Origin of the sequence: Mycobacterium shigaense (assembly GCF_002356315.1) — a bacterium.
GTDB classification, from domain to species: Bacteria; Actinomycetota; Actinomycetes; order Mycobacteriales; family Mycobacteriaceae; genus Mycobacterium; species Mycobacterium shigaense.
Window position 1 is genome coordinate 4703466 of record NZ_AP018164.1, and the last position, 14223, is coordinate 4717688.

12 protein-coding genes, 1 tRNA gene and 1 pseudogene are annotated in these 14223 nt (G+C 64.2%); 5 read left to right on the forward strand and 9 right to left on the reverse strand.

Annotated features, from left to right (window positions below):
* Window positions 1–145: 145 nt before the first annotated feature.
* Entirely contained in the window at window positions 146–868 is a 723-nt protein-coding gene (locus tag MSG_RS22070) for a hypothetical protein (protein WP_096443026.1), read from the forward strand.
* Between the two features lie 28 nt (window positions 869–896).
* Window positions 897–968 (forward strand) — tRNA-Thr (locus MSG_RS22075).
* On the opposite strand, the gene MSG_RS22080 is transcribed toward MSG_RS22075, so the two are convergent.
* Window positions 945–1589, reverse strand: a complete 645-nt coding sequence (locus MSG_RS22080; protein WP_232011102.1) for a tyrosine-type recombinase/integrase — start codon at window positions 1587–1589, stop codon at window positions 945–947. The two genes, MSG_RS22075 and MSG_RS22080, sit on opposite strands and share 24 nt — an antisense overlap.
* Window positions 1590–1690: 101 nt before the next feature.
* Here MSG_RS22080 and MSG_RS22085 point away from each other — a divergent pair.
* Window positions 1691–2856 (forward strand): IS3 family transposase gene (locus MSG_RS22085; protein WP_096443030.1). Its coding sequence is split into 2 segments (ribosomal slippage): window positions 1691–1975 and window positions 1978–2856, totalling 1164 coding nucleotides; the frame shifts between segments, so codons are not numbered across the junction.
* Window positions 2857–3055: 199 nt separating this feature from the next.
* Here the strand turns inward: MSG_RS22085 and MSG_RS22090 are convergent.
* Window positions 3056–4258 carry a cupin domain-containing protein gene (locus MSG_RS22090; protein ID WP_096443032.1) on the reverse strand — a complete coding sequence of 401 codons (1203 nt, stop codon included), beginning with the start codon at window positions 4256–4258 and terminating at the stop codon, window positions 3056–3058.
* Between the two features lie 212 nt (window positions 4259–4470).
* Between MSG_RS22090 and MSG_RS22095 the strand changes: the two are divergent.
* Window positions 4471–5610, forward strand: a pseudogene (locus tag MSG_RS22095) (IS3 family transposase).
* 28 nt (window positions 5611–5638) lie between these two features.
* On the opposite strand, the gene MSG_RS22100 reads toward MSG_RS22095, so the two are convergent.
* The gene (locus MSG_RS22100; RefSeq protein WP_232011103.1) at window positions 5639–6034 is read right to left on the reverse strand and encodes a DUF5994 family protein; all 396 of its coding nucleotides are present in this window, start codon (window positions 6032–6034) and stop codon (window positions 5639–5641) included.
* A gap of 59 nt (window positions 6035–6093) precedes the next feature.
* The gene (locus MSG_RS22105; RefSeq protein WP_096443036.1) at window positions 6094–6537 is read right to left on the reverse strand and encodes a DUF5994 family protein; all 444 of its coding nucleotides are present in this window, start codon (window positions 6535–6537) and stop codon (window positions 6094–6096) included.
* Window positions 6538–6835: 298 nt separating this feature from the next.
* On the opposite strand from MSG_RS22105, the gene MSG_RS22110 reads away from it, so the two are divergent.
* Window positions 6836–7654, forward strand: coding sequence for a transglutaminase-like domain-containing protein (locus MSG_RS22110; RefSeq protein ID WP_096443037.1), 819 nt, complete (start codon window positions 6836–6838; stop codon window positions 7652–7654).
* A 66-nt stretch (window positions 7655–7720) separates the two neighbouring features.
* Here MSG_RS22110 and MSG_RS22115 read toward each other — a convergent pair whose 3' ends face one another.
* The 5 genes from MSG_RS22115 to MSG_RS22135 all read right to left on the reverse strand — a co-directional run bounded on the left by MSG_RS22115 (window position 7721) and on the right by MSG_RS22135 (window position 14067).
* Window positions 7721–8560 (reverse strand): hypothetical protein, encoded by an 840-nt coding sequence (locus MSG_RS22115; RefSeq protein WP_096443038.1) that lies wholly within the window; start codon window positions 8558–8560, stop codon window positions 7721–7723.
* A 130-nt stretch (window positions 8561–8690) separates the two neighbouring features.
* Window positions 8691–9488, reverse strand: a complete 798-nt coding sequence (locus tag MSG_RS22120) for a DUF732 domain-containing protein (protein WP_096443040.1) — start codon at window positions 9486–9488, stop codon at window positions 8691–8693.
* A 62-nt stretch (window positions 9489–9550) separates the two neighbouring features.
* On the reverse strand, window positions 9551–10690 hold the full coding sequence (locus tag MSG_RS22125; protein WP_096443042.1) for an epoxide hydrolase family protein: 1140 nt from the start codon (window positions 10688–10690) through the stop codon (window positions 9551–9553).
* Entirely contained in the window at window positions 10687–12675 is a 1989-nt protein-coding gene (locus tag MSG_RS22130) for a flavin-containing monooxygenase (protein ID WP_096443044.1), read from the reverse strand. The genes MSG_RS22125 and MSG_RS22130 overlap by 4 nt, the downstream gene beginning before the upstream one ends.
* Window positions 12676–12804: 129 nt before the next feature.
* Window positions 12805–14067 carry a hypothetical protein gene (locus MSG_RS22135; protein ID WP_096443046.1) on the reverse strand — a complete coding sequence of 421 codons (1263 nt, stop codon included), beginning with the start codon at window positions 14065–14067 and terminating at the stop codon, window positions 12805–12807.
* Between the last annotated feature and the right edge of the window lie 156 nt (window positions 14068–14223).

Genomic DNA, 14223 nt, shown 5'->3' on the forward strand with positions numbered 1-14223 from the left:
CCTTCCTTGAACGTTGCCTCCACGAGGATTGTGTAGTTGCTGTGAGGCAGTTGTAAACCGTCTGCAAGTATTCTGCCAGAAACCATTGTGTCCGCTATGATCCGCCTGGGTTTCGCGGCGGCGCGTCGTGCATAAACTCGGGACTATGAATCTCGCCAAAAGCGTGATGGCAGCTGCGACCGCCCCGGCGCGCGTCGGGCTGGCCGCCGCGGAGGCGAGCCTTAACCTCGCCGGCGCGGCGGTCGGGGTGGCGAAGAGGTCGTTGGGCGACGCCTCAGACGCCGGGACGAACGCCGTAACCTCCATGCTGGGCATCGACGACGCGATCGTGCGCGCCAATCGGATCGCCCGGCTACTCGACGACGATGCGCCGCTTGGGCGCGCCGTGGCGCCCGACGGTCCGATCGACCGCCTGTTGCGGCCCGGCGGGGTTGTCGACCTGCTGACCTCGGAGGGCGGGCTGCTCGACCGGCTCACCGCCGAGGGCGGCGGCCTGCATCGCGCGCTGCAGCCCGGGGGGTTGGCCGATCAGCTGCTGGCCGAGCAGGGGTTGATCGACCGGGTGTTGTCCGAGGACGGCCTGGCCGAGCGGCTGCTCGCCGAGGGCGGGCTGATCGACAAGCTGACCGCCAAGCACGGCCCGCTGGATCAGCTCGCCGACGTCGCCGACACCCTGGCCCGGCTGACACCGGGGATGGAAGCGCTGGAGCCGGCCATCGCCACCCTGCAGGACGCGGTGATGGCGCTGACGCTGGTGGTCAACCCGCTGAGCAACATCGCCGACCGTATCCCGCTGCCCGGCCGCCGCCGCTCGCCGTCCCGGTCGCGGCCGGTGCCGTCGCAGCGCATCATCGAAAGCGACGAGTAACCGGATAGGCTGGCACCCGATTTAGCACGCCTCCTTAGCTCAGTGGTAGAGCACTCGCCTTGTAAGCGAGCGGTCGTCAGTTCAATCCTGACAGGGGGCTCACATTTTCCGTCCCCGTCGGTGCTGGTAGAGGCGTTCTCGCCATCGAACAATCGTGCGGCTGCGACGTTCTTGCCCACAGTTTGCCCACACTCTCTGCAACAGATGAGAGATCTGAGTCGAACAAATCGGCGTATACGTCGAGGGTCATCGCGGTGCTGGCGTGACCCAACATCCGTTGCACCACCTTCGGATTCGCCCCGGCGCTGATCGCGAGCGACGCCGCCGTGTGCCGCAGGGCGTAAGCCGTGACGCGGGGAAACGTGGGATCGGCCTTGCGGCACCGCGCGACCGCGCCGGATAGCCAGGAGTCCTTTGACGCGGGCGGCCCCATGTAGCGGCCGGAAGACGTCGGCCAGAACAGATCGTCGCGGCCCTTTCCCCGGGCGACCTCCCCGAGTGCTTCGATTACGAACTCAGGCAAGACCACAGCCCGGTTCTCATTCGACTTCAGGGTTCCGACGACGATCTCCTTGCCTTCGGCTACGCGTTGCTCTCCATCGCGGAAAGTCTGGCGTCGGGTCAGCCTTCTCGCTCGAAGCAGTCTGGTGAACTCCGTTGCGCGAACGAGCAATGTGCCATGTATCGAGAGCCCGGGCCGCAGGTTCCTGGGGGCGACCACGACATACTCACACTGGCCGAGGTGGCCATTTGGGTCTGCTGCACGAATAGGTGGCACCTGAGATGGCTTGCCCAGCGTGGGCAGGCTGGAAGGATGTCACCATGGCACGGCCCTATCCCCGCGAGTTCCGCGACGACGTGGTGCGCGTGGCCGGCAACCGCGACGACGGTGTGACGCTTGAGCAGATCGCCGCCGATTTCGGGGTGCATCCGATCACGTTGTCGAAGTGGCTGCGCCAGGCCGATGTGGACGATGGCTCCAAGCCCGGCAGGGCCACCACCGATTCGGTAGAGCTACGAGAGGCGCGTCGGCGGATCAAGCTGCTCGAGCAGGAGAACGAGGTACTACGCCGGGCCGCGGCGTATCTGTCGCAGTCCGACCTGCCGGGAAAAGGCTCTACCCGCTCGTGAAAGAGCTCGCCGCCAACGGGATTCCCGTGGCGGTGACGTGCCGGGTCCTCAAGCTCGCCCGCCAGCCCTATTACCGCTGGCTGGCTGATCCGGTCACCGACGCCGAATACGTTGCGGCGCATCGGGCCAACGCCTTATTCGACGCCCACCACGATGACCCGGAGTTCGGCTACCGTTTCCTGGTCGAAGAGGCCCGAGATGCCGGCCAACCGATGGCCGAGCGCACCGCGTGGCGGATCTGCGCCGACAACGGCTGGTGGAGTGCGTTCGGCAAGCGCAGGCGGGGCAAGAACGGAAAGGTCGGGCTGCCAGTACACGATGATCTGGTCGGCCGAGACTTCACCGCTGAGGCACCAAATCAATTGTGGCTGGCGGATATTACTGAACATCGCACCGCCGAAGGCAAACTCTACCTGTGTGCGATCAAGGACGTGTTCTCCAACCGCATTGTCGGCTACAGCATCGACTCGCGAATGAAATCACGACTGGCCACCCAAGCCCTGGCCAGCGCCATAGCCCGTCGCGGTGACGTCGCCGGCTGCGTGGTCCACAGCGACCGCGGCAGTCAATTTCGCAGCCGACGATTCGTCCACGCCCTGGGCCGCTGCGACATGGTCGGTTCCATGGGCCGCGTCGGCGCGGCCGGCGACAACGCCGCCATGGAGAGCTTCTTCAGCCTGTTGCAGAAGAACGTTTTGGACCGCCGCCGCTGGGACACCCGAGAACAGCTCCGCATCGCCATCGTCACCTGGATCGAACGCACCTACCACCGGCGACGGCGACAACTCGCTCTCGGCCGGTTGACCCCCGTCGAGTTCGAAGCAATCATGACCACACCGGCCAATCAGGCCGCGTGACCGAAACTGTCACCTATCGGTGCAGCAGACCCCTCTGACATCACCGGCACAGCCGGTAATTCTGCGTACTTGCGCACAATTTCGATAAGCCCAGCGACGTTGCAGAAGACATTCCCCGATGACGCCCTTTCCCTCCCGTCCATTTGACAGTCGTCGGTGGCGGAGTGTCGTTCAGCCTGAAGCGAACAATGCGATAGGGCTACTCAGTCAAACCGCCGCGCGAACCAAGTCGGACAAGGAATCCGCTTGCAATCAACGATCGGACCAATTCGATCTGCTGCTGGGCGTCTAGGCCGGGTAGGTCGCAAACCCGAAAGGGTTCAACGCTTTTCGACATGAACCGCAAAGCGGCTTCGTGGCCGGCGCCTGCGCCTACCGATGAATTCGCGAACTGCAGCGAAACGGCGCCGTCAACACGCCGCACCCGCGCATAGAGCGGCTGGTATTTCCGCACGAGTGTTTGTCCGTCGATTCCGAAGTGTGAAATCGGGTTGACGGGTGGGCATTTGCCGCGGCGGACCAGATCATCCTCGAATGCGTCGAGTACTTCGGCGATGGCCTTCGGGTCCCCCGCGGCTTGAAAACCTTCACGCACCAGATCTCCCAGGACGGCAGTTATGTCCGCGTCGTAGAAGTATCCCGGCGGCAGTCGGGCGTTTAAACGATCGTCGCTGAAGCTGTGCGAATGGAGCGCGCCGATGGCGAGCATAAGCAGGGTGGGCGGCTCGATTGCGACAGTCAGATGCATCGATGGCTCCGAGGTGGTCTCGGCCGCGTGATACCTTCCGCGCGGGAGGTAAAGCACGTCGCCGGCGTCCAGGCGCAAGTCTGTAGGCGGTAAGAGGTCTTCGATAGCAACCACTTTGTATTTGTTGCGCTGGATCTCGCGCGGCGGTACCACGACACGGTCGTACAAATGCCACTCCTTGAATCCCAAGACCTGCAGAACCAACACGTCGTGCGAGTCGTAGTGGGGAGGGAGTCCCTGGGACGCGGGCGGGGTGATGTAGACATTGACCTTTACGGGAAAATTCAGCTCGACCTCGATCGAGTGCGACAGCGACGCAATCGCGCGCACGTGGCGCCCCACGCCGTCCAGCACGATCGTGTAGCCGTTGGCAAAGTCGTTGCGAACGCCGTCAACATCGAGGCTGCCGTCGATGAGTCGATAGCAATCGGGACCCACCTTTACGTCACGTCCCCGGACAAGGCGCACCCCCGACGGCTCGTGGCGATATGATTCCAAAAGCTCTTCAATCGCCGATGAGCCCGGCAAGAGACCATCGAAGTAGCCCACGCAGGAACGCCTAACGTGGTGCTGCGTTACTCCCCATATTTCGTCGAGAAATGTTTTCACTGTGAGGGGTTGAAGCAACCAGGCTAGTGACGGCTCGATGATCAACCTCCCAACGTCGGAAATGCGGCACTACCAGCATCCCAGTTCGAGGAGCAGTTTGCATGCTCGACAACCTGCGCGGCTCACCACATATGGGCCGCTCGCTGTAATCACCTACCGTCACGCGTTGCGTTCCTTTGAGGTGAGCCCTTCGTAGTGGTCCAGTCGTTGTAGGACTCTGTTGCCCGGTCTGCGGGCAGGGAAGAATCGACAACGACATGGCATCGAATAAGCGCCGGCGGCACACCCCGGATCAGATCATCCGCAAGCTCGCCGAAGGCAATAAGGCCCTGGGGGCGGGCCAGGAACTGGCCGAGGTATGCCGACATCTGGAGATCGCAGAGTCGACATGGCATCGCTGGTTGGCCCAGTACGGCGGCATGAAAGCCAACGAGGCCAAACGGCTCAAGGAACTTGAAGCCGAGAACGCCCGGCTCAAGAAGCTGGTCGCCAACCAGGCCCTCGACATCGACATGCTCAAGGAGATCTCGGCGGGAAACTTCTAACCCCGAACCGCAAGCGCAGAGCCGTCGCGGCGCTGCGTGAGCGGTTCGGGGTATCTGAGCGCCGTGCGTGCACGGTGGTGGATCTGTACCGCTCCACGATGCGCCTGCAGCCGCCCCCGATGAGCACCGAGGAGGCCCAATTGCGGGTTTGGCTGCGCCGGTTCGCCATCGATCGGCCGCGCTGGGGCTGGAGACGCGCGGCCACGACGGCGCGCCGCGCCGGGCTGGAGGGTCAACAACAAGCGCATCCGCCGGTTGTGGCGCGAGGAGGGCCTGCGGGTCCCGCAGCGCCGCCGTAAGAAGCGGCTCACCGGCATCGGCGTTGCCGTGGGTGCGATGTCACCGATTCGCCCGAATGTTATCTGGGCGATGGATTTTCAGTTTGACACCACCGCCGACGGCCGCACCATCAAGATGCTCAACGTCATCGACGAGTTCACCCGCGAAGCCCTTGCTATCAAGGTTGCACGCTCAATCGACGCCGACGGTGTCGTCGCTGTGCTGGATCGCTTGTCCCTGACCCGCGGGGTGCCGCACTATGTGCGCTTCGACAACGGACCCGAATTCGTTGCACGCGCCGTGGCCGATTGGTGCCGATTCAATAGTGCTGGTTCGCTTTTCATCGATCCGGGCTCGCCCTGGCAGAACGCCTGGATAGAATCGTTCAACGGTCGACTCCGTGACGAACTGCTCAACTCGTGGCGCTTCGACTCGCTGCTCGAAGCCCGCGTGATCATCGAAGACTGGCGCCGCGACTACAACGCTCACCGGCCTCACTCCGCCCACGGCGAACTCACGCCCGCAGAGTTCGCTTCACAGTGGATCACGATCCGCCAATCCCAAGCCGTATAGCGCCTGATCGTCCAGCGGTTCCTCGTATTCAGCCGTCGTTTTCGATCATGTCTCGCAGAAGGGCTTCTATCGTGCCTGCGTTGTCACGAGCTGCGGCTGACATCATGGCGTCGTGGGCGGAGTCGTGAGCCGTTTCTGGCGGTATAACGAGCAGGACGAGTTTGGGGCCGTTGGTTCCGATGACCTGGACCGTGTCGACTGGCTGGCCGCTGTATCCGCCGAGCTGGACCGCTCTGCCGCCGAGCTGAACCTGGTTCGGTGTTTTCGCCCAGTCACCCAAGTTGTAGATGACTCGTTCGATCGGTCCGAGCCGGATCGTGAGGACCGCCAGCAGATTGGAGAGTTCCTCGGCGAGGATGTCGCTGTGCGGCCACCAGGCTCCGTCAACGTAACCCGTGGAAGGGGCCTTGGGTTTAAGGCGCAAGCGCGGCCTGGGGTGCGGCGTTGTTCGCGGTGACCCACATTGGCGCGCATACGTCGCAGTCATAGCGGATTGTGGTGTAGTAGCTCGACGATGGTTGACGCATCATCAAGGCGCGCGGCGGACATCATCGCGTGGTGCGCGCTGGCTGGATCGGTTTCACTGGGCACCACCAGCAGGTAAACCTTGCTGCGGTTGAGGCCGATGACTTCGATGGTGTCGATGGGTTGTCGGGTATATCCGCCGAGTCGTACTACCACGCCACCCGTCGAGAACTTCGGTGGTGTTTTTGTCCATTCGCTGAGGTTGTAGATAACCCGTTCGATGGTGCCGAGTCTTACCGAAAGCACGGCTAACAGATCGGGAAGTTCGGTCACCAGGTCATTGCTGTGGGGCCACCAGGCTCCATCGACGTAACCGGTGACAGGGGCCTTGGGCTTGAGACGAAGCCGCGGCGTAGCGTGCGGACCTGAGCGGGTTGAGCCTCGATCTTGTAATAGCGTCATGCGACGCTCCTGTCTTGGCCGCGAATCGACCAAACAATTCAAATCAGCGACGACTCAATTCAAACGATTGGGTGCGAAATATCGCTGATAACCACGACACTACACCCAATTTTTCGAATCGTTGCCGCTCCCGAGCTTTTGGTCCACCCAGAAGCCAAGAGCCCTCACACGACGAACCGCACCTCCAGCCGAGCCCGGTGTACTGTCAGCACAGGACCCGTCCGCAGCGCGCTCGTGGTTGCGTTTCTTATCGATGCTGCACACTCACCCGGTCGGCCTCAACGCTTAGGAATCGCCGATGGCCTCAGGACAGTTCAAGCGCGAGGTAGGCGCAGAACTCGAAGTCACGATCATCGAGCCCACCACGCTGGAATTCCAGATCGCGGTCGCACCGCACCCGAAAACCCGGTTCTCCGAACACTTGTCGTTCAAGTTAGATGGAAAGCCGATACATCCGGTCGAGATCAGTGGCACGCACGGCAACCGCATCCACAAATTGGCCGCCCCGGCCGGCCAGTTGACCGTCGATTATGCCGCGACGATCGACGGTCGTACTGACCCGGCGCCGGTGACCGAGCACGACCTGTCAATGTATCTACGCCCGAGTCGCTACGCGGAGGCCGACAAGTTATACGGCTTTGCTGCAACCGAATTCGGCAGTTATGTTGATTCGACAACGCTGTTGGAGCGTGTGTCGCTGTGGGTCGGCACCCGGCTGAATTATGTGCCCGGCTCCAGTGATCCCATCGATGGCGCGGTGGAAACGCTACTCGCCGGCGCCGGGGTCTGCCGTGATTTTGCGCATCTAGTGGTGGCGCTCCTTCGAGCGGTCAAAGTGCCTGCCCGAGCGGTGTCGGTGTACGCGCCGGGTTTGTACCCCATGGATTTTCATGCCGTCGCTGAGGCATTTGTCGACGGGCGGTGGCAAGTTGTTGACGGAACGTTGCTGGCCCCCCGTCAAGCACTAGTGCGCATTGCCACCGGCCGAGACGCCGCCGACATTGCCTTTTTGGACAACCATCGCGGCGCGATCGCCCTCAACAAAATAGCGGTAACAGCGATCGTCGATGGTGACCTTCCCGTCGACTCGATCGACCAGCTGGTCTCAATCGGCTAAACAGCCACGCCCAACACCGGAGCGGCAGCTATCAACACCGACCAGCCCACTCCGCCCACAGCGACCTCACCCAACAGTTCGCTCTACAGTGGACCACGACCCACCAACCCCAAGCCGCACAGCGACTGTACCACCAAGTGGGTCCCCCTCACCTTCGGCGAGATCGCGGATCGGCAGCATGGAGGGTGAGAAAATAGCGCCAACGGTGAGCGGCACGAAAGCCAGTGTCCCCGCGGCCCCGATCGCGATGGACAACAGCGGTGTCGCGCTGCCCACATACAATGTGCTCGCGAAGAGCGCGCCGCCGCTGGTGAACACGAAGGTGGTGGCGAGCACCGACAGGTTCGACCACGTGGCAAACGACGGACGAGAGCGTGGCAGCTCGTCACCGACTCGCGTGTCCCCGGCAACTGCCTTTCGTGCCGGTCGTAGCGCACCTTCCGGGACATTGTGCATACCCATCAATTGGACCGCGATTCCCACCGCTGCTCCCATCACACCGAACTGCAGTAGTCGTGAGCTGTTCGCCCCGCTGAGCGCGCCCACGACAATCAGCAGTAGCGCGACTCCCACAGCGCCACTGATCGGTGTTCTGACGGACATTTGACGGCCCCACACGTACGTGTCATTCAGCGCCGCCGCCCGATCGACGCCGCGTCCCGCTGCCCATTGCTCGACTAGGTGATTTCTGCCTTGGCCGGGAAGAACCATCAGATATGCCATCGTCGCGACAGCAGCAACCGTGATGGCAGCGGCCTCGAGAAACCGATGCGGCCCGCCGACGGCGACGACCATGAGCGACCAAAAGAGATAAGGCGGCAACATCGCTGCGAAAGACAGAACCATGATGGCCCACGAGTACCTCGGGCCATACCGATCCCACGCCCACTGCCAGATGCGGTCCATGCAGTGGAGGCTAGACCCGTCGACCCCCTCGCCGTTAGGTTCGAGCACTTACATCAGGCGATTGCGCTCGATCCGGACTTGCCCTGCTGAACAGCGGTGACACCAACGTGTGTCTCGGAATAGACCCGAATCACTGGTGGCCGGGAAGGCCGTCGATGACGCCCTGGATACCCTTCAGGTCCCCTTGGAAGTCGTGCAGTTTCCCTTCGATGGCCTTCTCGTCGGAAAAAGTGTTCTGGTAGGCCTGCTGCAGGCCGCTCCCGATGGACGGTTGCGACTGAGGGCAATACGAGACGATGGCACCCGCAATGACGTTGGTGCTTTGACTGGCGTCCCATATCGTCGACCCCTGAACGAACTTGAGCGCATCCTCGAAGTTGGGTTGGCGCGCCAGGAAGTCACACACCGCGTGCCCCTGGGACGTCACGTAGTCCTGGCTGGGCACCGGCACGCCCTCGTTCTTCAACGTCTCGACGAGCGCCGCGTCGACGATGTTGATCCGCGGAATGGGTCCGATCGGCGACATGGGCTTGGCCGGCGCGGCGGACGGCGGGGCATCCTTGGACTGCGCGTCCGCCGACTGTGACGCTGAATCGTGTTGGCGCAACGCGAACACCACGACCACCGCGGCGAAGACGGCCACCAGCGACATTGGCAGCGCCGCCAGCAGGCACCAGCGGCGCAGCGCACTCGAACGCCGGCGCGCCTTGGGGCGGGTTTGGGTGCTGCGCGTCCATGCTTCGGGAACGAAGTCCATGTCAGCAGATGTCACCGCGTTGGTGTGAAACGCACCCGCGCTGTGGGCCAGGAGCTCGTCGAGCAGCTGATCGGTTTCGTGGGACGACGGCTGACGGCCCTGCTTGCGCATGGATTGGCGCCGAAGCGCGGCGCGCCGCAACTCCGAGTCGATGGTCTCGCGGTCGCGCATATCGACCAGTTTGCGAGTGTTGCGACATTGTGACAAGTCCAGGCAACCCCGCACCCCCGCGCTCAGAACACCCCGAGTTCGCGGAGTTTGTCTCCGTAGGCGTTGACGTCGGCCGCGAACAATTGCGGTTGTTCGAATGCGGCGAAGTGTCCGCCGCGGTCCTGTACGGCGTGATGCACCAGGTTGTAACGGCGTTCGGCCCACACGCGAGGCGTTTGCAGCAACTCGAAGGGATACACCGCGTAGCCGGTCGGGACATCGACCCGGCCGTGCCATTCGCTCAGCGCCGAGTTGCCGGCGCGGTCGGCCTCGCAATACAACCGCGCAGCCGACGTCGCCGTGCCGGTAAGCCAGTACATCATCAGGTTGTCGATCAGGCGATCGGTTCGGATGGGCATGCCCTCGCGGATGTCGCACCAGGCGTGGAACTTCTCCAGGATCCAGCCGGCCAGGCCCAACGGGGAATCGTCGAGTCCGAAGCCTAACGAGTGCGGACGGGTGGACTGGATCTGCAAGTAGGCCGTCCCATCGGCGAGGCGGTCGGCGGACGAGACGATCGCGGCGAGTTCGCCTTCCGTCACCCCTGTCATCGCGTCGGCGCCGTCACCGGCGAAGGGGGCGAACAGCATGTTGGTGTGGATGGCCGCCACGCGTGGCGCGTAGTGCTCCCCGAGGTGGCGGACGACGATCGCGCCCCAGTCGCCGCCCTGGGCGAGATAGCGGTCGTAGCCGAGCTGGGACATCACGTCGTCGACAGCGGCGGCGACCTTGGCGACATCGACGCCCCGCTGCGTCGTCGGACCCGAGAAGCCGTAGCCGGGCATCGAGACCACGACGGCGTGGAAGCGTTCCCGCAGCGCCGGAAGCACGTCGAGGAACTCGACGATAGACCCCGGCCATCCGTGCACCAGCACGAGCGGGATCGCATCGGCGTCGCCGGAGCGGGCGTGCAGCAGGTGGACTCGCTGTCCGGCCGCGGTCGTGATCTGCGAGCCCCACCCGTTCAGCTCGGATTCGGTTGCCCGCCAATCATATCCGGCGCGCCAGCGCTCGACGATCGTCCGCAGGAAGGCCTGCTCGGTTCCGTAGTCCCACCCGCTGTCAGCCAGCTCGGCCGGCCAACGCGCATTGTCCAGGCGCCTGCGCAGCTCGTCGAGGGCGGAATCGGGCACGGCTATCGGGAATGACTCCGGTGCCGTCATCGCAGACCCCGCCCTGCCGCCGCCGGCCGCAGTTCGTAATCAGCCGGATCCGGGCGCCTCGTCCAGCGCCAGTAGTCGAAGATGCGGAACCCGTACAACGTAGGCAACCCGCCCGCGGCGTTCTTGTAGTAGCTGCTGGTGACGGCAGGGTGGCTATACACCATTGTTTTCAGCCGCTCCTGGCTTCGCCGGTTGTAGTCGTCGCACACCTGCACCCGCGGCATGGCCGAACCGTAGCCGCCGGCCACCACCATGTCGATGCACCCCATGATGTAGCGCATCTGACACTCCGAGTTGTAGATGATGCTGGCACCGTTGACCGCATTGGTGCCCGGACCGTACATGCAGAAGAAATTCGGGAATCCCGGCACCGTGACGCCCAGATAGGCGTACGCCGAATCCCCCCATGCCGCATTGAGGTCCACGCCGTCGAGCCCGCGCACGTTGATCGGGCCAAGTTGATGGTTGACGTCGAAACCGGTGGCCCACACCAACACGTCGGCGCGGCGGTGCAGTCCGTCGATGGTGGTGACCCCGTCGGGGGTGATTTCCGCGATGCCGTCGGTGATCAGCTCGACGTCCGGCCGCTGCAGCGTGGTGAGCCAGGTCCCGTTGTCTTGCAACGTCCGCTTGCCCATCGGTGGGTAGTTCGGCGTGACCTTCGCCAACAGCTCCTCGTCGGTGCAGAAGACCCGCATCCATGCGATAAACATCTCGCGTATTGCGTGATTCGACTCGCTACAGGACAGGCCGCCGTTGTCCCATTCGGGGTCGATCCGCACCTGCTCGTCGAGCGCGTCGGCGATCGGCCACCACGACACGAACCGCAGCCAGCGTCCGTAGTACGGCAGATGGCGGATCGCCCACCTGGCCCCGTCGGGAATGACGTCGTGGTAAATCGGGTTGGGCGCCATCCACTGCGCGGTGCGCTGGTAGACGTCGACCTTCCGTGTGATGTCCGCGATGGCGGGCACCAGTTGGAACCCGCTGGCGCCCGCGCCGATGACGGCAACCCGCTTGCCCGTCAGGTCGACGTCAGCGCGCCAATCCGCGGTGTGGAACGACGGACCACGAAAGACATTGGCGCCCTCGATATCTGGGATCACTGAGTTGCTGAACTGCCCCACGGCGCAGATCAGGGCACGCGCCGTCAGGGTCTCGGCGCTGCCGTCGGAGCCTTGAATCGTCACCCGCCAAGTCGCCGATTCTTCGTCCCAGGTCGCGCCGGTTACCTGGGTATCGAACCGCACGTGGGCCACGATGTGGTGCTTAGCGGCGACGTCCTGCAGGTACCGCAGAATCTCGGGTTGCTCGGAGTAGTAGTGCGTCCAGTGATCGGTCGGTTCGAACGAGTAGGCGTAGTACTGATTGGCGATGTCGACGCGGCAACCCGGGTAGCGGTTGGCCAACCAGGTCCCGCCCACCGCGGACTGTTTCTCCACGATCGTGAACGGCACACCGGCCCGCTTGAGCTTGATCCCGGCCAGCAGGCCGGCCTCGCCGCAGCCGATGACGACGACCGGAAAGTCGTGGCGCTGCTCCGGAGTCGACGCCAGCACCGGTCCGTCCTCGTCGGCATCGCTGAGCCGCAAGTCCGCGGCGACGTAGTCAACAAACTCCTCGGTTACCGTCCCCGCCGACATCACGCCTAACATCACCCGCATCTGCTCGGCGTCTGGAACGAACGGCGGCGGGCAGCCGCGATCCCGGTAATCGCGGATCACCTCGAACGCGCGGTCACGCACCTTCTGCTTGTCCGGCTCGCTCATGGCGCCCTGCAGGTCCATCGCGATGAGCAAGTACGGCCCGGGCAGCTCGTCCAGCAGACCCATGTCACCGGTCATGTGCACCATCGACATCAACAAGGCCGGGACGCTCGCCTCCGCGACGGCGGCCCGAATGACGTCGTCGGGATCGTCGAACGGAAGGCCGAGCAGCGCCGTCCTACCCCGCGCGGTCGAATTTCCCAGCGCCGAGCAATCCATGGGCTCACCATACAGAAGGTGTGCCACGTATGGTCCAAAACTACTATGCGGCGTGCCCATTCACATCAAGCCCGCGTCAGGGCATACATCTGCTGGATTACGTATTGCCGCAGCGGGACCGGGCGGCGGCTACAGGCCGGCGTTGTCCTCCGCGCTGCGGCCCCGGCGGCCCATGAACCAGAAGATGACGATGAGCGCGACGGCCAAGCTTCCGTAGCCCAGCACCGACGGCCACCAGGGTTTGGGCGGCGGGGCGGGCTGGGCGGCCAAATCCTGACGGGTGGCCAGCGCCACCAGATAGCTGCCCCGGTCGGTGGGCCCGTAGCCGGGGAGCGGCTGGGCCTTGGTCACCTTGATCTGCGTGGAGCCGGCGGGATCGTTGATCTGACCCCACGCCAAGGTGGAGTCGTCGAGCAGGAAGGTGTCCTGACTGCCCGGGGGCTGATGCTCGTCGCGACCCACGACCTCCACCTGGCCGACTTGCACGGTCTGGTTATCGGCGGGCACGGAGATCAGTACGTCCGGGTACACCGCCGGGGGAACCGGCAGTTTGTAGTCTGGCGGCGGTTTGCCCTCCCCCGCGCCCAGCGGGACCGAGGCCCCGCCGAAGAAACTGCCCGCCGCCAGGTGGCTCTCGCCGACCGCGGTGAACGGGAACAGGCCCGGGGCCGCGCCGTCGAAGACGATCCGGCCACCCGACGGCACGAAAACCTCCCGGTAGGCGCCATCGTAGAAATAGCGGAAGGACATCGCCTCGTCGAGCGGGTTGAACAGCGTTGGGCGGCCGTAGTCGTCGTACTCGATGTAGTCCCAATGCCGCGGGCGAGCCACCGCCTGGCCACCCACCTTGACGATGTCGATGTTGCCGCTGTGGGCGTCGACGACGTTTTGCACTCGCTGGCCGAAGTCGTAGACCTGCATCGGCGGCGGCGGCGGGCTCGCCGGGTTGATCCGCGTCGCCGGTGCGCCCCTGGCGGCCGCGACCGCCGGCGGCGGCGCATCCATACCCTTCGGCGGGGGCACCAACGCCGCGACGCGGGGTGAGCCGGCACCCGGCGGGCTGATCGTCGGGGTCTGCGGGCCGACCGAGGTCGGGGGCGCCGGAGTGGTCGGAACGACCGTCGGGAGTGGTTCCGGCGGGAGGTTCACGGGTTCCGGAATCTGCACCGGCGCCGGGCTCTGAGTTTGGGCGGGGCGCGGTGCCGGCGCCGAGTCGCAGACGTTCGCCGTGTGATACGCCGACACATAGAAACGGCAGTGCTGGCAGGAGACGGGGTTCGACCCGGGGCCGGCACACGGAGCCGCCTCAGCCACGCCGGGCGTCAGGGCTACCACCGCCGTCAGCGGTGCGAAAGCCACGACGACTGCCGCCGCCAACCCGAGTGCTTTCACCGTGTGACCTCTCTCAGAACCGCGCCGCTGCGGGATCTGGCCACCACCGAAACCGGTGCGTGCAGGTAGCGACGGTTTTGCCGTTACCTTAAACTTCGCCATTACCCAAGACGCCGTTACCTAATTCCCCGATCCGATCTGCTGCGGCCCATGCCG

What these genes read in the sequence shown, in the direction of transcription:
- MSG_RS22130 (WP_096443044.1), bottom strand. Translation starts at nt 12,675, where the DNA reads ATGGATTGCTCGGCGCTGGGAAATTCGACCGCGCGGGGTAGGACGGCG.
- MSG_RS22105 (WP_096443036.1), bottom strand. Translation starts at nt 6,537, where the DNA reads ATGACGCTATTACAAGATCGAGGCTCAACCCGCTCAGGTCCGCACGCT.
- MSG_RS22070 (WP_096443026.1), top strand. Translation starts at nt 146, where the DNA reads ATGAATCTCGCCAAAAGCGTGATGGCAGCTGCGACCGCCCCGGCGCGC.
- MSG_RS22115 (WP_096443038.1), bottom strand. Translation starts at nt 8,560, where the DNA reads ATGGACCGCATCTGGCAGTGGGCGTGGGATCGGTATGGCCCGAGGTAC.
- MSG_RS22125 (WP_096443042.1), bottom strand. Translation starts at nt 10,690, where the DNA reads ATGACGGCACCGGAGTCATTCCCGATAGCCGTGCCCGATTCCGCCCTC.
- MSG_RS22110 (WP_096443037.1), top strand. Translation starts at nt 6,836, where the DNA reads ATGGCCTCAGGACAGTTCAAGCGCGAGGTAGGCGCAGAACTCGAAGTC.
- MSG_RS22120 (WP_096443040.1), bottom strand. Translation starts at nt 9,488, where the DNA reads ATGCGCGACCGCGAGACCATCGACTCGGAGTTGCGGCGCGCCGCGCTT.